The organism is Pseudomonas sp. CYM-20-01 (assembly GCF_023169845.1).
GTDB classification, from domain to species: Bacteria; Pseudomonadota; Gammaproteobacteria; order Pseudomonadales; family Pseudomonadaceae; genus Aquipseudomonas; species Aquipseudomonas azotoformans.
This window is the reverse complement of sequence record NZ_AP025169.1, coordinates 1,650,546-1,668,720: the sequence shown is the minus strand read 5'-3', so window position 1 is coordinate 1,668,720 and position 18,175 is coordinate 1,650,546. Positions and strand designations below refer to the sequence as shown.

Below are 18,175 nucleotides of genomic sequence, written 5' to 3'. Positions count from 1 at the left end.
CGACAAGTTCGAAGCCTCAAGCTACAAGTTAAGAACTAAGATGGCCTTTCGCTGACTAATGTCCGGTTTTTCTCTGCTTGCTGTACGGTCAGGGAAGCGCCGGTGTAGGATGCGCGCCGTTCGGCGCAGGCCGACACCTCTTTTCGTTCCACACCTTTTGGAACCCGAAATAGCCATGGCATCGCGTAAATTTGGACTCAACCTGGTGATCGTGCTGGCAATCGCCGCGCTGTTCACCGGCTTCTGGGCGCTGATCAACCGCCCCGTCACCACCCCCAACTGGCCTGAACAGATCTCCGGTTTTTCCTACTCGCCGTTCCAACAAGGCCAGTTCCCACAGAAAGACCAGTACCCAACCGACGACCAGATGCGTCAAGACCTTGCAATCATGAGCAAGCTGACGGACAACATCCGCACCTACTCGGTCGACGGCACCCTGGGGGACATCCCCAAGCTGGCGGAAGAGTTCGGCCTGCGCGTGACGCTGGGGATCTGGATCAGCCCGGACCTGGAACGCAACGAGCGGGAAATCCAGCGCGCCATCGAAATCGCCAACAGCTCGCGCAGTGTGGTGCGGGTAGTGGTGGGTAACGAAGCGCTGTTCCGGGAAGAAATCACCCCTGAGGCGCTGATTGTGCTGCTGGACCGGGTGCGCGCCGCTGTGAAAGTACCGGTGACGACCTCCGAACAGTGGCACATCTGGGAAAAGAACCCGCAACTGGCCAAGCACGTCGACCTGATTGCTGCGCACATCCTGCCATTCTGGGAATACATCCCGATGGACAAGGCCGGCCAATACGTACTCGACCGTGCCCGTGACCTGAAGAAACTGTTCCCGAAAAAGCCGCTGCTGCTGTCGGAAGTGGGCTGGCCGAGTAACGGACGCATGCGCGGGGGTAACGAAACCTCCCCGGCCGACCAGGCGATTTACCTGCGCACGCTGGTGAACAAGCTGAACCGCCAGGGCTACAACTACTTCGTGATCGAGGCCTTCGATCAGCCGTGGAAAGTCAGCGACGAAGGCTCGGCGGGCGCCTACTGGGGCGTGTACAACGCCGCACGCCAGCAGAAATTCAACTTTGAAGGCCCCGTGGTCGCGATCCCGCAGTGGCGCGTGCTGGCCATCGGTTCGGTGGTGCTCGCGCTGTTGTCGCTGACCCTGCTGATGATCGACGGCTCGGCCCTGCGCCAGCGCGGCCGCACCTTCCTGACCTTTATCGCATTCCTGTGCGGTTCGGTGCTGGTGTGGATCGGCTACGACTACAGCCAGCAATACAGCACCTGGTTCAGTGTCACCGTGGGCATTCTCCTGGCCCTCGGTGCCCTGGGCGTGTTTATCGTGTTGCTGACCGAAGCCCATGAACTGGCGGAAGCGGTCTGGACCCACAAGCGCCGGCGCGAATTCCTGCCAGTGGTGGGGGATTCGGACTACCGCCCGAAAGTGTCGATCCATGTGCCGTGCTACAACGAGCCGCCGGAGATGGTCAAACAGACCCTCGACGCCCTGGCCGCCCTTGATTACCCGGACTACGAAGTCCTGATCATCGACAACAACACCAAGGACCCGGCCGTGTGGGAGCCGGTGCGCGATTACTGCGAAACCCTGGGACCGCGCTTCAAGTTCTTCCATGTCGCGCCCCTGGCCGGTTTCAAGGGTGGCGCACTGAACTACCTGATCCCGCACACCGCCAAGGATGCCGAAGTGATCGCGGTGATCGACTCCGATTACTGCGTCTCGCCGAATTGGCTCAAGCACATGGTGCCGCACTTCGCCGACCCGAAAATCGCCGTGGTGCAGTCGCCGCAGGACTACCGCGACCAGAACGAAAGCACCTTCAAGAAGCTCTGCTACGCGGAATACAAAGGCTTCTTCCACATCGGCATGGTCACCCGCAACGACCGTGACGCGATCATCCAGCATGGCACCATGACCATGACCCGTCGCTCGGTGCTCGAAGAACTGGGCTGGGCCGACTGGTGCATCTGCGAAGACGCCGAACTGGGCCTGCGGGTGTTCGAGAAAGGCCTGTCGGCGGCGTATTACCACGACAGCTACGGCAAGGGCTTGATGCCGGATACCTTTATCGACTTCAAGAAACAGCGTTTCCGCTGGGCCTACGGCGCGATCCAGATCATCAAGCGCCACACTGCGAGCCTGTTGCGCGGCAAGGACACCGAGCTGACCCGTGGCCAGCGCTACCACTTCCTGGCGGGCTGGCTGCCGTGGGTGGCGGACGGCATGAACATCTTCTTTACCGTGGGTGCGCTGTTGTGGTCGGCGGCAATGATCATCGTGCCAACGCGGGTCGATCCGCCGCTGCTGATTTTTGCGATCCCGCCGTTGGCGCTGTTCGTGTTCAAGGTGGGCAAGATCATTTTCCTCTACCGGCGTGCGGTGGGCGTGAACTTGAAGGACGCATTCTGCGCGGCCCTGGCCGGTCTGGCGTTGTCCCACACCATCGCCAAGGCGGTGCTGTATGGCTTCTTCACCACCAGCATCCCGTTCTTCCGTACACCGAAAAACGCCGATAACCACGGCTTCTGGGTGGCGATTTCCGAAGCCCGCGAAGAGATGTTCATCATGCTGCTGTTGTGGGGCGCGGCGCTGGGGATCTACCTGGTGCAGGGCCTGCCGAGCAATGACATCCGCTTCTGGGTGGTGATGTTGCTGGTGCAGTCGCTGCCGTATGTGGCGGCGCTGGTCATGGCGTTCCTGTCTTCGCTGCCGAAACCGGCGGCGGCAGCGGAACCCGCACCGGCTGCGTAAAAACTCGCGCAATGCACTAAACGGCGGCCTCTGGCCGCCGTTTTGCTATAAGATAACGGCCGTTTTATGAGTCTTGGCCCAGGCCAATGCTTTGTGTGGGAGGGGGCAAGTCGAATCGTCGCACCGCCCCTCCCACACTGAATCTGCGCCCCTTACGTCCTGCGCCCATCACATGCTTCCGGAGTTCCCCATGACGGCCCATGCCGACCTTTCGCCGACCCTTCAACTTGCCATCGACCTGATCCGTCGCCCCTCGGTGACGCCGATCGACGCCGATTGCCAGAAGCTGATGATGCAGCGCCTGGGCGACGCCGGTTTTGCGCTCGAGCCGATGCGCATCGAAGACGTGGACAACTTCTGGGCCACCCATGGCAAGCACGATGGCCCGGTACTGTGCTTTGCCGGCCACACCGACGTGGTACCGACCGGCCCGGTGCAGGCGTGGCAGAACGACCCGTTCGACGCGTTGATCGATGAACACGGCATGCTTTGCGGCCGTGGTGCGGCAGACATGAAAGGCAGCCTGGCGGCCATGCTGGTGGCGTCGGAGCGTTTTGTCGCCGACTACCCGGACCACAAGGGTTCGGTGGCTTTCCTGATCACCAGCGATGAAGAAGGCCCGGCGCACCACGGCACCAAGGCTGTGATCGAACGCCTGGCTGCACGCAAGGAACGCCTGGACTGGTGCATCGTCGGCGAACCGTCGAGCACCACGTTGGTGGGCGACGTGGTCAAGAACGGCCGTCGCGGCTCCCTCGGCGCCACCCTGACCGTACGCGGCGTGCAAGGCCACGTAGCCTATCCGCACCTGGCGAAAAACCCGATCCACCTGGCAGCACCGGCCCTGGCCGAACTGGCCGCCGAGCATTGGGATGACGGCAACACCTTCTTCCCGCCGACCAGCTTCCAGATCTCCAACCTCAATTCCGGCACCGGCGCGACCAACGTGATCCCCGGTGACCTGACGGCGGTGTTCAACTTCCGTTTCTCCACCGAGTCCACCGTCGAAGGTCTACAGCAGCGCGTAGCACAGATTCTCGACAAGCACGGCCTGGACTGGCACGTGGAGTGGGCGCTGTCGGGCCTGCCGTTCCTCACCGAACCGGGTGCGCTGCTGGATGCGGTATCCGCCAGCATCAAGGCGATCACCGGGCGTGAGACCCAGGCGTCCACCAGCGGCGGCACCTCCGATGGACGGTTCATCGCCACCCTCGGCACCCAAGTGGTTGAGCTGGGCCCGGTCAACGCGACGATCCACCAGGTCAACGAGCGCATCCTCGCCAGCGACCTCGATGTGCTGACCGAAATCTACTACCAGACCCTGATCAAGTTGCTCGCCTGATGCTCGCCTGCCCCCTTTGCAACGCCCCGCTCAACGCGGTGGACAATGGCGTGGCGTGCCCGGCCGGGCATCGTTTCGACCGCGCGCGCCAGGGTTACCTGAACCTGCTGCCGGTGCAGCACAAGAACAGCCGCGACCCGGGCGATAACCTGGCCATGGTGGAAGCGCGCCGCGACTTCCTCAACGCCGGGCACTACGCCCCGGTGGCCAAGCGCCTGGCCGAACTCGCCGCTGAGCGCGCACCGCAGCGCTGGGTCGATATCGGCTGTGGCGAGGGCTACTACACCGCACAGATCGCTGAAGCCCTGCCCCACGCCGACGGCTACGCACTGGATATCTCCAAGGAAGCGGTCAAGCGTGCGTGCAAGCGCAACCCGGCGCTGACCTGGTTGATCGCCAGCATGGCCCGCGTGCCATTGGCGTCAGGTAGCTGCCAATTTCTCGCCAGCGTGTTCAGCCCACTGGACTGGGAAGAGGCCAAGCGCCTGCTCAGCCCCGGTGGCGGCCTGATGAAGGTCGGCCCGACCAGCGGCCACCTGATGGAATTGCGCGAGCGCCTGTACGACGAAGTGCGTGAATACACCGACGACAAACACCTGGCCCTGGTGCCGGACGGCATGAGCCTGGCACACAGCGAAACATTGGAATTCACGCTGAGCCTGGCCGCCCCCCAGGACCGCGCCAACCTGCTGGCGATGACGCCCCATGGCTGGCGTGCAAGCGCCGAGCGCCGGGCACACGTGATCGAGGCGGCCGAGCCGCTGGTGGTCACTGTGTCGATGCGCTACGACTATTTCGTGCTTCAATAACTGACTGTCCAGTATCCGCGAATGGATTTTCGAATCCCGCAACGAGGAACATCCATGCGCCAACCCGATATCGAGATTTACCTGAAGGACGCCGACGTCGACCACAAGGCCATTGCCGCCTGGCTGGGCGCCGCCATTGGCCCGTGCACCGACTGGGTCCAGAAAGGCCAGACCTACAAATGCAAGGCCGGCAACGTGCCGGTCACCTGGCTGCCCAAAGCCGTCGGCAAATGGAACAGCCTGTACCTGGAAAGTGACCAGACGCCGTGGGACGACGACATTGCCTGCGCCCGTGCTGCGTTTGCTGCACTGAACGTGGAAGTGCGTTGTGCACCGGGGACCTGGGTCGAGGAAGAAGGCGAAGAAAGCGCCGATACCTGGATTCGCATCAGCGTGGACGGTGAAGAGCAGATCACCTGGAAAACCGCCTGATCCTGAAAGCATGAGGGAAGGGCTTGTGTGGTGAGCGCGCTTGCTGTGGTGAGCGGGCTTGCCCCGCGTTGGGCTGCGAAGCGGCCCCAATAAGAACGCCGCGTTGTGTCAGGCACTCCTCGGCGTAGGGTTTTAGGGCCGCTTCGCAGCCCAACGCGGGGCAAGCCTGCTCACCACAGTTCAAGCCCGCTCACCACAACAGGGGTTCAGCGCGCGTTAAAGCCCCACCACATCCTCCGCCTGCAACCCCTTCTCGCCGGTCACCACGGCGTATTCCACCTGCTGGCCCTCGGCCAGGGAGCGGTGGCCTTCGCCGCGAATGGCACGGTAATGCACAAACACATCCTTGCCGTCTTCGCGTTGAATGAAGCCATAGCCCTTTGCATCGTTGAACCACTTCACATTGCCGGTTTCGCGCGTTGCCATCCGTTTTGCTCCCACATGCTTTTTATTGTTGAGTCAGTCGCATTGAACTGCCGAGTATATGACAGGCTCAAAAAGCTTCAACTCAAGTTTATTTAGCCGCTTTTTTGCCGATTTTCGGCGAATACGGCACACTACTCGCCCGAGCGCCTGCTCGGTTTTTTCCACTTGAAGCAGCACGCCTATGACCCGCTCCCCGTTCCGCCGTCTAGTGTTTGGCACCTTGCGTCGACTGTTGTACCTCTGGGTTCGCTCGGAGACGATCAACCAGTCGTCCCTAACCCTTAACCTGGACCGCAGCCGGCCGGTGTTCTACGTCCTGCAATCGCCCTCCCTCACCGAATTGGCCGTGGTCGATGCCGAGTGCACCAAGGCCGGCCTGCCGCGCCCGGTGCTGCCGGTTTCGGTCGGCCCGCTGATGGAACCGGCGGCATTCTTCTACCTCACCCCGGAACCGGACTGGCTCGGTCGCCAGGACAAGCGCGGCGCACCGCCCACGCTGACCCGCTTGGTCGATACCCTCAGCGAACACGCCGAAGAGAATGCACAAATCATTCCGGTCAGCGTGTTCTGGGGCCAGTCCCCCGAGAGCGAGTCCAGCCCGTGGAAGCTGTTGTTCGCCGACAGCTGGGCGGTCACCGGGCGTCTACGCCGCCTGTTGAGCATCCTGATCCTGGGTCGCAAAACCCGCGTGCAATTCTCTGCGCCTATCAACCTGCGTGAATTGATCGAGCACAATAAAGGGCACGAACGCACGGTGCGCATGGCCCAGCGCATCCTGCGTGTGCACTTTCGTAACCTGAAGACGGCGGTGATCGGTCCCGATCTGTCCCACCGGCGCAATCTGGTGAAGGGCCTGGTCAACATGCCGCTGGTGCGCCAGGCCATCATTGAGGAGGCCGAACGGGAAAAGATCAGCCCGGAAAAAGCCAAGGCCCAGGCCTTGCGCTACGGCAACGAAATCGCCTCGGACTACACCTACACCGCGATCCGCTTTCTCGAAGTGGTGCTGAGCTGGTTCTGGAACAAGATCTACGACGGCATCAAGGTCAATAACATCGAAGGTGTGCAGAAGGTTGCCCAGGGCTACGAGGTGATCTACGTGCCTTGCCATCGCAGCCATATCGATTACCTGCTGCTGTCCTATTTGCTGTTCAAGAATGGCCTGACCCCACCGCACATCGCCGCCGGGATCAACCTGAACATGCCGGTAATCGGCAGCCTGCTGCGCCGTGGCGGTGCGTTTTTCATGCGCCGCACCTTCAAGGGCAATCCGCTGTACACCTCGGTGTTCAACGAATACCTGCACACCCTGTTCACCAAAGGCTTCCCGGTGGAGTACTTCGTCGAAGGCGGGCGCTCGCGCACCGGGCGCATGTTGCAGCCGAAGACCGGGATGCTGGCGATCACCCTGCGCAGCTTCCTGCGCTCCTCGCGCATGCCGATCGTGTTCGTGCCGGTGTACATCGGCTATGAGCGCGTGCTCGAAGGCCGTACCTATCTAGGCGAACTGCGTGGCGCGAGCAAGAAGAAAGAGTCGATCTTCGATATTTTCAAGGTGGTCGGCGCGCTCAAACAGCGCTTCGGCCAGGTCGCGGTCAACTTTGGCGAGCCGATCAAGCTGGCCGAATTCCTCGACAGCGAGCAACCGGACTGGCGCTCCCAGGAACTGGGGCCGAACTACAAGCCAGCCTGGCTCAACGAAACCACCAACCGCCTCGGCGAACAGGTGGCGCGCCATCTGAACGAAGCCGCCGCCGTGAACCCGGTGAACCTGGTCGCCCTCGCGCTGCTGTCCACCACGCGCCTGGCCCTGGACGAGCAAGCCATGGCGCGCCAGTTGGACCTGTACCTGGCGCTGTTACGCCGTGTGCCCTACTCGCCCCACACCACCCTGCCCGAAGGCGATGGCCTGGCGCTGATCAAGCACGTCAAGGACATGGACCTGCTGTCGGAGCAGAGTGATGCCCTGGGCAAGATTCTGTACCTGGACGAGCAGAATGCCGTCCTGATGACCTACTACCGTAACAACGTGCTGCACATCTTCGCCCTGCCGGCGCTGCTGGCGAGTTTCTTCCAGAGCAGCTCGCGGATGAGCCGCGAGCAGATCCTGCGCTACACCCACGCGCTGTACCCGTACCTGCAATCGGAGCTGTTTATCCGCTGGTCGCTGGAAGAACTCGACAGCGTGATCGACCAGTGGCTGGAAGCCTTTGTCGAACAAGGCCTGCTGCGTTTCGAAAACAACGTGTACCTGCGCCCGGCGCCGAGTTCGCGGCACTTTGTGTTGCTGACGCTGCTGTCCAAGAGCATCGCCCAGACCCTGCAACGCTTCTACATGGCGATTTCGCTGCTGCTCAACAGCGGCCAGAACAGCATCAGCGCCGAAGAGCTGGAAGACCTGTGCACGATCATGGCCCAGCGCCTGTCGATCCTGCATGGCCTCAACGCCCCGGAATTCTTCGACAAGAGCCTTTTCCGACATTTCATCCAGACCTTACTGGAGCAAGATGTGCTGCGCCGCGATGAAGCCGGCAAGCTGAGCTATCACGACCTGCTCGGCGAACTGGCAGAAGGCGCGGCCAAGCGCGTGTTGCCGGCGGAGATTCGCCTGTCGATCCGCCAGGTGGCATTGCATCGTGTGGATGGCGCGGCCGAAATACCCATCGAACCTGAAGAAAACCGCTAGATTTGAAAAGGCGCCGGTTGGATGCCGGCGCCCTTGAAAAGGAGCGACACCATGAAAAAGATCATCCTCCTGGGCCTTACCGCCCTGCTCGGAGCCTGCCAGTCCATGAGCCCCACCCCCAAGGCCAGCCTCGATGGCGAAGTGTTCTACCTGCAACGCATCGCCCTGCCGCCAACCGCGACCTTGAGTGTCAGCCTGCAAGACGTTTCCCTGGCAGATGCACCGGCTGTGACCCTCGCCGAGCAGAAAGGCCCGGTCAAAGGCCAGGTGCCGCTGCCGTTTCACCTGAGCTACGACCCGGCCCAGGTCAAACCCGGCCACAGCTACTCGGTGAGCGCTCGCATCGAAGTGGATGGCAAGCTACTGTTTATCACCACCGAGCGGCACGCTGTGCAGCTCAATGGCCAGGATCCTCAACCACTGCGTCTGCGCGTTGACGCGGTGGCCCACTGAATTCGATAAAAAGGAAGCGTCCATGCTCCGTAACTCCCTTCGCCTGACTGCCCTGTGTGCCGGCCTGCTGCTCGGTGCCAACGCCATGGCCCTGGACCTCAGCAGCCTGTCCCAGGGCGACGCCAGCGGCGGCCTCAAGGACGCCCTGACCCAAGGCGCGCAGATCGCCGTGAAGCAACTGGGTGTACCCGGTGGTTTCAGCAACAACCCGGAAGTGAAGATCGGCCTGCCAGGCAAGCTGGGTAAAGTCGCCGACAAGCTGAAGATGTTCGGCATGGGTGACCAGGTCACGCAGTTGGAAACCAGCATGAACAAGGCTGCTGAAACCGCCGTGACCCAGGCCCAGCCGATTCTGGTCAACGCCGTGAAGAACATGAGCGTGACCGACGCCAAAGGCATCCTCAGCGGCGGCCAGGACTCCGCCACCCAATACCTGAACAAAAGCAGCCGTGAACAGATCCGCGCCAAGTTCCTGCCCATCGTCAAGGCCGCTACCGACAAGGTCGGCGTAGCCCAGCAGTACAATGCCCTGGCCGGCAAGGCTGCGGCTTTCGGTGCGGTGGACGCCAAGAGCGCCAACGTCGAGAACTACGTGACCGAGCAGGCACTGGACGGTTTGTTCAAGATGATTGCCAAGCAGGAAGAAACCATTCGCGAGAACCCGGCGGCGGCGGCTACCAGTTTGGCGAAGAAGGTGTTTGGGGCGCTGTAATACCCGTAATGCCCACGGTTCAAGAAGACGTGGGCATTCGTTAAATTAACGAGAAGTCTTCAACCAGTTTTTTTGTATTTCTGCTTGATCACGCATTGAAAAAACCCATTCACGACCCTGCTTCTTCTTGACGAAGATGTTCAATTCAACAAGACCGTTCAGGACGGCTGACGCCGTGTTGTAGGAACAGCCCAGATTTTCCTTCACATTGACCGCAGTGAACTGCTTCGCGGTGCCACTCTTGGCGACCTGAAATACAGTCTTCTGTTTCTCGTTCAACTCTTTGTATAGCCCTGACTCCCAGAGCCATTGCTCGAACGACTCAGCCTCCTTAACACTTTCTTCGTAAGACGTCTTGAAGCTATCAACCGCCCGCTGGACCACAGAGCACTGGTAGTCAATAAAGTAAGTCAGATCCAGTTCATCTGTCTCGGTATAGAGGTAAGACGTACCGTACTGAACGGCGGCATTCTTAAGCAGAACACTGATGGAGATATACCTGAATGCCGCGTAATCGCTTTTAAACATAAACCAATAAAACAACGCACGCGCCACGCGACCATTGCCATCCCGAAAAGGGTGCTCGTAACCCAGCGCAAAATGCAGAGAAATACCTTTGATCAACGGATGGAGGTAGCGGCTTGTCGTAGCGTCGTCGTGGCACGTGTTGATCCAGTCAGCTAATCGCCCCAATCTTTTGGCGATGCCTTCTGCAGGAGGGGGCGTATGGACCACATTGCTATCACCATCTTGGACAACTACGTCATCATTTAGACGAAAGCTGCCGGGAGAATATTTGTCATCGTCAATGCCTTGAACACCCACCTCATGCATTTCAGCGATCAGTTCGGCACTGAGAGGAGCGTTTCTCTTATCCCAAGCGAAACGCATCATCCGGTAATTACCAATGATCATTTTTTCATCGGGTGTTCTGGGTAGCCGCTCTCTTTTCAACATATCTTTTGCTACGAGCGTCGTGGTTGCTGCCCCTTCCAGCTGACTGCTGCTGATGGCTTCATCTTCAATCAAATCATTGAGCAGATACTTGATGTGAGCGGCCTTCCCAATCTTGCTGCTCATGTACTCAAGTGCTGCAGTTGAGGCGTACCTGTCGACCGTGGATACCACGCGCTGTGCGGTCGGTGTCAGTAAAAACTTGCACCAGGCCTCAGGCGTACCGACGGGCAATATTTGCTGGTACAGACGAGAGCGCTCGTATTTTACGATGCCCCAGCATATCGCCTGATCCAAATGCTTTGGGAAGCGGTGACGTAGTTGATCAAAGTGTAAGTAACGCCCCTGGCTATCGGTTGGCTGAGTCAGCTTCATATAGTCAGAAAGATGCTGAAGATGGGGTTCCTGGCCAATTAAAACGAAAACCCCTTCCGGCACCCTCGGTGGCAACTTGATCATCAAAATCTCAATTTTTCGATTTCTGAGACTTGAGTACAGCAGAAAACTGCAACTATCTCAATAAACATCAAATCTGAGACGCGCGCTCCCTCAATTCACCATCGATTCCGCCAACCGCCCCACCATCAGCGTGGCAAAGCAGCCAATCGCAATAGAGGTCGCACGGTTGATCTTCAATGGCGTGAGCCAGGCCTTTTGAATTCCTTCAAAGCGGCTGCCCAGCATGATCCACCCCGCCCCCACTGGAATCACCACCAGCACCAGCGTGGCCATGAACCCGGCATAGCCGGGTAGCGTGGCAAAGGTGCCGAACGGTGCAATGAATGACACGATCAGCAATCCCTTGGGATTCATCACCGTCAGCCAGAAGAAGTACAGCCCGGAGAAACGGTCGGAACCGGGGTGGATGACACTGTTCTTACGCTGCCAAAGCTTGTAGGAGACATAGAGCAAGTAGCAGGCTGCCGCCAATTGCGTTGCCTTCAGCGCCCATGGCGAGTACGCCGACAGATACAGCAATGCCACGCCCCATACCGAAACTTGCAGCAGGTACGCCAGGCACTCGACAAATGCCAGCCTCCACGAAGCCCGCAAGCCACACAACACACCTGCACGAAATAACAGGGTGTTGGTAGGGCCTGGGGCAAGCAACAACAACATCAGGGCTGAAACGGTGGCCAGCATGATTACGCGACGTCCTTCCTCACTCGGAACCACGCAGCATACAGGGCCGGCAAGAACAGCAGGGTCAACGCAGTCGCCACAATCAACCCGCCCATGATCGCCACGGCCATTGGCCCGAAGAACACACTGCGCGACAGCGGGATCATCGCCAATACCGCCGCGAGGGCGGTCAGCACAATCGGGCGGAAGCGTCGGACGGTGGCTTCGATGATCGCTTGCCACGGTGCCAGCCCCGCCTTGATGTCCTGCTCGATCTGGTCCACCAGGATCACCGAATTACGCATGATCATCCCCGACAGGGCGATGGTCCCGAGCATGGCGACGAAACCGAAGGGCTGGCGGAATACCAGCAGGAACAAGGTCACCCCGATCAAGCCCAGCGGTGCCGTCAGAAACACCATCGCGGTCCGCGAGAAACTGCGCAACTGCAGCATCAACAAGGTCAGCACGACCACGATAAACAGCGGCACCCCGGCTTTCACCGAGTTCTGTCCACGGGCGGAATCCTCCACGGTCCCGCCCACGTCGAGCAGGTAGCCATCCGGCAGTTCGGCACGCACGCCTTCCAGGGTCGGCAGGATCTGCTGGACCAATGTCGCGGGCTGTTCCTTGCCATAGATATCGGCGCGTACGGTCACCGTAGGCAGGCGGTTGCGGTGCCAGATGATGCCTTCTTCGAAGCCATATTCGAGGGTGGCGATCTGCGACAGCGCGACGCTTTTGCCGTTGTCCGTCGGCACAGCCAGGCTCGGCAGCAACGAGAGTTCGGTGCGTTCGTGAACGGTGCCGCGCAGCAGGATTTCGATCAACTCGTTGTCCTCGCGGTATTGGCTGACGCTGGAGCCGGTCAATGAACTCTGCAGGAATTTCGACAGGTTGGCCGTACTCACGCCAAGGGCACGGGCGCGGTCCTGGTCGATATTGAGGTAGACGATCTTGCTCGGTTCTTCCCAATCCAGGTGCACGTTGACCACGTGAGGGTTTTCACGAACCTTGGCCGCCACTCTACGGGCGAGCGCGCGGACCTCTTCGATATGTTCGCCGGTCACACGGAACTGTACCGGGTAACCCACGGGCGGGCCGTTTTCCAGGCGGGTAACCCGTGAACGCAGGTCGGGGAATTGTTCGTTGAGGGTTTCGATCAGCCAGGTGCGCAGGCTTTCGCGCTCTTCGATGGTTTTGGCCAGCACCACGAACTGGGCAAAACTGGCGGCCGGCAGTTGTTGATCCAGCGGCAGGTAGAAACGCGGCGATCCAGTACCGACATAGGCCACGTAGTTGTCGATGCCGGCGTGATCCTTGAGCAGCGTTTCCAACCGTTTGACCTGGTCAGCGGTGTTGCTCAGCGAGGCGCCTTCGGCCAGCTTCAGGTCGACCATCAATTCCAGGCGACCGGAGGCCGGGAAGAACTGCTGTGGCACAAAACGGAACAGGGCGACCGAGCCGATAAACAGCAACAGGGTCAGGACGATCACGGTTTTGCGGCGACGCACGCACCACTCCACCAAACGTCTTACGCGCTGGTAGAAAGGTGTGCCGTAGGGATCAGGACCATCGGTGCCATGTTTGGCTGCGTGAATTTTCGCCAGGTCCGGCAGGAGCTTTTCCCCCAGGTAAGGCACAAACACCACGGCGGCCACCCACGAAGCGAGCAACGCAATGGTCACCACCTGGAAAATCGAACGGGTGTACTCGCCAGTACTCGACTGCGCGGTGGCAATCGGCAGGAAGCCGGCGGCGGTGATCAGCGTACCGGTGAGCATCGGGAACGCGGTGCTGGTCCAGGCAAAGCTGGCGGCCTTGAGCCGGTCATAGCCCTGCTCCATTTTGATCGCCATCATCTCCACGGCGATGATCGCGTCGTCCACCAGCAGGCCCAACGCCAACACCAGTGCGCCCAGGGAAATCTTGTGCAGGCCGATGCCGAGGTAATACATGGTGGCAAACGTCATCGCCAGCACCAGCGGAATCGCCAGGGCCACCACCATGCCAGTGCGCACGCCGAGAGAGAAGAAACTCACCAGCAACACGATGGCCAGCGCCTCGGTCAGTACCTGCACAAATTCGCCGACGCTGGTTTTCACCGCCGCCGGTTGGTCCGACACCTTGCGCAACTCCATACCCGCAGGGAGGTTCTTCTGCAAGCGTGCGAATTCACCTTCCAGGGCTTTGCCCAACACCAGGATGTCACCGCCGTCGCGCATCGCCACGGCCAGGCCAATCGCGTCTGCGCCCATGTAACGCATGCGTGGTGCCGGAGGGTCGTTGAAACCCCGGTGGATGTCGGCCACATCGCCGATGCGGAAGGTGCGGTCACCCACGCGAATCGGGAAATTGCGGATCTCTTCCACGCTCTTGAAGTTGCCCGATACACGCAGTTGCACACGTTCACTCGGGGTTTCGAAGAAGCCCGCAGTGGAGACCGCGTTCTGCTCCTGCAACGCCTGTTGCACCGCCGCCAAAGGCAAGCCGAGGGTGGCCAGCTTGAGGTTGGACAGCTCGATCCAGATCTTTTCGTCCTGCAGGCCGAGCAGCTCGACCTTGCCCACATCCGCGACGCGCTGCAGTTGAATCTGGATGCGGTCGGCGTAGTCCTTGAGCACGGCGTAGTCGAAACCGTCGCCGGTCAGGGCGTAGATATTACCGAAGGTGGTGCCGAATTCGTCATTGAAAAACGGCCCCTGAATGTCCGGCGGCAAGGTCTGGCGGATGTCGCTGATCTTCTTGCGCACCTGGTACCACAGTTCGGGAATCTGCACAGAGTGCATGGAGTCGCGAGCAATGAAGGTGACAGTGGACTCACCTGGGCGAGAAAAAGAGACGATGCGTTCGTACTCGCCGGTCTCCATGAGTTTTTTCTCGATGCGTTCGGTGACCTGCCGCGAGACTTCCTGCGCCGTTGCGCCAGGCCAGTTGGTCTTGATGACCATGGCCTTGAAGGTGAACGGCGGGTCTTCACTTTGCCCCAGCTTGGAGTAGGACAAGGTGCCGACCACTGCCAGCAGGATCATCAGGAACAGTACGATCTGGCGATTGCGCAACGCCCATTCGGAAAGATTGAAACCCATCGGGGACTACTCCTTGGCCGCCAGATTCACCACACGGTTGGAGCGGTCCACCGGGCGCACTTGCTGGCCCTCGTGAAGCACGTGCACACCCGCAGCGATCACCCAATCCGTCGGGGCCAGGCCTTCCAGGACCGGGACGGTTTTTTCACCGAAGGCACCAATGCGCACCGGCGTGCGTTTGAGCGTGTTGTCGGGCTGCACGCGCCACACGTAGGACGCACCGTTCTCCGCACTGAGGGCAGACAGCGGCACTGACAACGGAACATCGCCGTCGACCTGTATGAATACGCGTGCGCTCTGGCCCAGTTCAGCCGGGACCTTGCCGCTGGTGAATGCCACGCGAGCCGCAAACGTGCGCGACTTGGGATCGGCCGCCGGTGACAGCTCGCGAATACGCCCGGTAAAACGCTGATCCGGCTGGCTCCACAGCTCTACCGACACCGGCTGGCCGATCTTGAACCGGCCAAAACCTTGTTCCGGCAGGCTGATCAGCACTTCGCGCTCGCCATCGGTAGCCAGGGTGAACACGGTTTGCCCGGCGGACACCACTTGGCCGACCTCCACCGCACGCTTGGCCACCACTCCGTCCTGGGGCGCACGCAATACGGCATAGCCGGCCTGGTTGCTGGCCACATCGAACTCGGCCTTGATCTGCTTGAGGCGTGCTTCACCGGATCGGTAGAGGTTTTCGGAATTATCGTACTGGGAACGGCTGACCATCTGACGGTCCATCAGGGTCTTGTAGCGGTCGCGCTCGGTCCGCACCAGGCTCAGGTTGGCCTCGGCGGCGGCAACCTGGGCGCGGGTCGCTTCCAGCTGCAGGCGCACGTCCTGAGGGTCCAGCTCCGCCAGCGGCTGGTTGGCCTTGACCCGTTCGCCCTCCTCCACCAAACGCTTGCTGACTTTGCCACCGATGCGAAAAGCCAGGTCCGGTTCATAGCGGGCGCGCACTTCGCCGGGGTAGCTGTCCATCGACTGCGAAGAAGGCTGAGGCTGCACCACCATGGCTGGGCGGATGGTAATCTGGGCCGCTTCTTCATGGCCGCAGGCGGTCAACAGCACGACCAAACTGACAGGCAAAGCAAAGGGCAGGAAGGTGCTGCGCATGCTGTAGGACCTTTCGCAAGTAGAGCTAGGAATAATTATACTGGCGGGTATGGTATTAATACCAAACTCGCCAGTCCAGTATTAAAGGTGAAAATGTCCGACAATCCTCTGAACACCAATAGCCCCGGGCGCCCCAAGGACATGGCAAAACGCCAGGCAATCCTCGAAGCAGCGAAAATCCTGTTTTTGAGCAATGGCTACGCCAGTACCAGCATGGACGCGGTGGCACTGGAAGCTGGCGTGTCGAAACTGACCGTCTATAGCCACTTCAACGATAAAGAGACCTTGTTCACCGCCGCGGTGGTGGCCAAGTGCGAAGAACAACTGCCGGTGATGTACTTCGAGTTGCCCGAGGGCATACCCGTACAAACTGTGCTGTTGAATATCGCGCGGGGGTTCCATCGGCTGATCAACAGTGAAGAGTCGGTCAACCTGCATCGCTTGATGATGACCACCGGCAACCAGGACGTGAAACTCTCGCAGATCTTCTTCGAGGCCGGCCCCATGCGCATGCTGCAAGGTATGGAGCGACTGCTTGGCAAGATCGACCAGAGTGGTGCGCTGAGCATCGACAAACCCTTTACGGCGGCCGAGCATTTCTTCTGCCTGCTCAAGGGCACGGCGAATTTCTGCTTGCTGTATGGCTGCGGCGGGCAACTGAGTGAAGAAGCCGCCGAAGCCCATGTGCAAGAGGTGGTGGGGTTGTTTATGCGGGCCTACAGGCCGTAACCCATTGTCTGTGGCAAGCACGCTCGCCACAGGGCATTTTCAATCTTAGGGTTTGAGCGCTTTCTTCGGATAAATGTCATAGCGACTGGATTTGCCATCCAGCGCATGGCTCGGCTTTGGCCCGTCAATGCACGGTGCCTTGCGCGGGCGCTTGACCACTACGCGGTGGCTAGCCAGGGCCAGGGCGGCAGCCAGCAGCGCCGGCGCATCGGGATCATCCCCCACCAACGGCCGGAACAGGCGCATTTCCTTCTTCACCAGGGCAGTTTTCTCACGGTGCGGGAACATCGGGTCGAGGTAGATCACCTGGGGCGGCTCGCCCTCCCACTGGCGCATCACGTCGATGGAGTTGCCCTTGAGCAGCTTCATGCGCGCCACAATCGGTGCCACTTCAAAATCATCCGCGCCGCGCGCCAGGCCATCTTCGAGCAAGGCGCCGATCAGCGGCTGACGCTCGATCAAGCTCATGTCACAACCCAGGCTGGCCAGCACGAAGGCGTCCTTGCCCAGGCCAGCCGTAGCGTCGAGCACCCGTGGGCGCACGCCTTGGGCGATGCCCACGGCCTTGGCGATCATCTGCCCGCTACCGCCACCATAGAGGCGCCGATGCGCCGCGCCGCCTTCGACAAAATCCACGCGCACCGGCCCTGGCGCGTCAGCCCCGAGCTGTTGCAATTGCAGGCCATGCTCCCCCACTTGCAGGGAAAAGTCCGCATCTGCCTGCTGCAAAGGCAAGCCAAGCCGCTGCGCCCATTGCTCGGCGCGGGCCTGGAAAACCTCGCCCAAGGCCTCGACCTGGATGCGGCTGGTCGCTGGTTGTTCGCTCATCAATCGCTACGCTCAAAAATATTAAGGATCGGCAAACAGCGGCCGATAAAAACAACAGTCAGGTATTTTGCCAGAGCTGAGCGTCGACCGAGAAAAATGTCAGACATTCTTCCCCTAACCATCGGTGTACTGCCGACCCACAACCACTACGGCCTGCGCAATACTCAAGCGCTGGCCGGGGTGAGTCATGTGTGGCAGGACTTCTTCGCCAGGGCCTTGGTCGAGCAGCTTGGCGAGACGCCCGACGCGCTCGCCGTGCAGGCGCCAGCACCGGCGGACCCAGCGGTAGAACCCAGCGCCGGCGCCGACCTGTTGTCGCAGATCCTCACCCAGCGTGAGTGCGATGTGAAAGACACCGAGATTGCTCCACCGGAGCCGCTGTTCCTGCCGATTGCCGAGTTCGAAACCGAGCTGTTGCCACCCGCCGCCACACCGTTCCCGGAAGAAGAAATCGTCGCCCAGCAACGCCAGCAGAATTTCGAAAGCGGCTGGGTCCGCCCCATCGTGTTAACGGCCGGCCAGCCGCTGCCGGAGCCGGGTCCAGCCCCTGAGCCGCGCCCTCTGCACCTGCCCATCGCCGAATTCGAACTGGACCTGCTGCCACCCGCCGCCACGCCGTATCCAACCGAAGAACTGGTCGCGCAACAAAAAGCCCTGGACTTCGACTACTACTGGGCTCGCCCACTGGTCACCCAGAACCTGCGCTTGGCCGCCTGAGC

General features: G+C 60.5%; 15 protein-coding genes. 9 read left to right on the top strand and 6 right to left on the bottom strand.

Features of this window, described 5'->3' with window-relative positions:
• The first annotated feature begins 175 nt into the window (after positions 1–175).
• The 4 genes from M2497_RS07375 to M2497_RS07360 all read left to right on the top strand — a co-directional run bounded on the left by M2497_RS07375 (position 176) and on the right by M2497_RS07360 (position 5,350).
• The gene (locus tag M2497_RS07375; protein WP_248486614.1) at positions 176–2,767 is read left to right on the top strand and encodes a glycosyltransferase; all 2,592 of its coding nucleotides are present in this window, start codon (positions 176–178) and stop codon (positions 2,765–2,767) included.
• Between the two features lie 190 nt (positions 2,768–2,957).
• Positions 2,958–4,109: a succinyl-diaminopimelate desuccinylase gene (dapE, locus tag M2497_RS07370; RefSeq protein ID WP_248486613.1), complete on the top strand. Its 1,152-nt coding sequence runs from the start codon at positions 2,958–2,960 to the stop codon at positions 4,107–4,109.
• Positions 4,109–4,918 carry a putative RNA methyltransferase gene (locus M2497_RS07365; protein WP_248486611.1) on the top strand — a complete coding sequence of 270 codons (810 nt, stop codon included), beginning with the start codon at positions 4,109–4,111 and terminating at the stop codon, positions 4,916–4,918. The genes dapE and M2497_RS07365 overlap by 1 nt, the downstream gene beginning before the upstream one ends.
• A gap of 54 nt (positions 4,919–4,972) precedes the next feature.
• Positions 4,973–5,350, top strand: a complete 378-nt coding sequence (locus tag M2497_RS07360) for a hypothetical protein (protein ID WP_248486609.1) — start codon at positions 4,973–4,975, stop codon at positions 5,348–5,350.
• A gap of 216 nt (positions 5,351–5,566) precedes the next feature.
• Here M2497_RS07360 and M2497_RS07355 read toward each other — a convergent pair whose 3' ends face one another.
• Positions 5,567–5,776 carry a cold-shock protein gene (locus M2497_RS07355; RefSeq protein WP_003219353.1) on the bottom strand — a complete coding sequence of 70 codons (210 nt, stop codon included), beginning with the start codon at positions 5,774–5,776 and terminating at the stop codon, positions 5,567–5,569.
• A 181-nt stretch (positions 5,777–5,957) separates the two neighbouring features.
• Between M2497_RS07355 and plsB the strand changes: the two genes are divergently transcribed.
• From plsB to M2497_RS07340, 3 genes are read left to right on the top strand one after another with little or no spacing between them, the layout of a single operon-like run.
• The gene (gene plsB / locus M2497_RS07350) at positions 5,958–8,462 is read left to right on the top strand and encodes a glycerol-3-phosphate 1-O-acyltransferase PlsB (protein ID WP_248486607.1); all 2,505 of its coding nucleotides are present in this window, start codon (positions 5,958–5,960) and stop codon (positions 8,460–8,462) included.
• 51 nt (positions 8,463–8,513) lie between these two features.
• On the top strand, positions 8,514–8,915 hold the full coding sequence (locus tag M2497_RS07345; protein ID WP_092241388.1) for a YbaY family lipoprotein: 402 nt from the start codon (positions 8,514–8,516) through the stop codon (positions 8,913–8,915).
• A 22-nt stretch (positions 8,916–8,937) separates the two neighbouring features.
• Entirely contained in the window at positions 8,938–9,627 is a 690-nt protein-coding gene (locus tag M2497_RS07340; RefSeq protein WP_071496953.1) for a DUF4197 domain-containing protein, read from the top strand.
• Positions 9,628–9,672: 45 nt separating this feature from the next.
• On the opposite strand, the gene M2497_RS07335 is transcribed toward M2497_RS07340, so the two are convergent.
• The 4 genes from M2497_RS07335 to M2497_RS07320 all read right to left on the bottom strand — a co-directional run bounded on the left by M2497_RS07335 (position 9,673) and on the right by M2497_RS07320 (position 15,899).
• Positions 9,673–11,040 carry a Fic family protein gene (locus M2497_RS07335; RefSeq protein WP_248486606.1) on the bottom strand — a complete coding sequence of 456 codons (1,368 nt, stop codon included), beginning with the start codon at positions 11,038–11,040 and terminating at the stop codon, positions 9,673–9,675.
• Between the two features lie 90 nt (positions 11,041–11,130).
• Positions 11,131–11,724, bottom strand: a complete 594-nt coding sequence (locus tag M2497_RS07330; RefSeq protein ID WP_071488786.1) for a threonine transporter RhtB — start codon at positions 11,722–11,724, stop codon at positions 11,131–11,133.
• Between the two features lie 2 nt (positions 11,725–11,726).
• Positions 11,727–14,792, bottom strand: coding sequence for an efflux RND transporter permease subunit (locus M2497_RS07325; protein ID WP_248486605.1), 3,066 nt, complete (start codon positions 14,790–14,792; stop codon positions 11,727–11,729).
• 6 nt (positions 14,793–14,798) lie between these two features.
• Positions 14,799–15,899, bottom strand: a complete 1,101-nt coding sequence (locus M2497_RS07320; protein WP_248486604.1) for an efflux RND transporter periplasmic adaptor subunit — start codon at positions 15,897–15,899, stop codon at positions 14,799–14,801.
• 93 nt (positions 15,900–15,992) lie between these two features.
• Here M2497_RS07320 and M2497_RS07315 point away from each other — a divergent pair, with 93 nt between their 5' ends.
• Positions 15,993–16,628, top strand: a complete 636-nt coding sequence (locus M2497_RS07315; RefSeq protein WP_071496961.1) for a TetR/AcrR family transcriptional regulator — start codon at positions 15,993–15,995, stop codon at positions 16,626–16,628.
• A 45-nt stretch (positions 16,629–16,673) separates the two neighbouring features.
• Here the strand turns inward: M2497_RS07315 and M2497_RS07310 are convergent, their stop codons facing one another.
• Complete coding sequence (locus tag M2497_RS07310) at positions 16,674–17,456, bottom strand: class I SAM-dependent methyltransferase (protein ID WP_248486603.1); 783 nt, start codon at positions 17,454–17,456, stop codon at positions 16,674–16,676.
• 96 nt (positions 17,457–17,552) lie between these two features.
• On the opposite strand from M2497_RS07310, the gene M2497_RS07305 reads away from it, so the two are divergent.
• On the top strand, positions 17,553–18,173 hold the full coding sequence (locus M2497_RS07305) for an energy transducer TonB (protein WP_248486602.1): 621 nt from the start codon (positions 17,553–17,555) through the stop codon (positions 18,171–18,173).
• Positions 18,174–18,175: the final 2 nt, after the last annotated feature.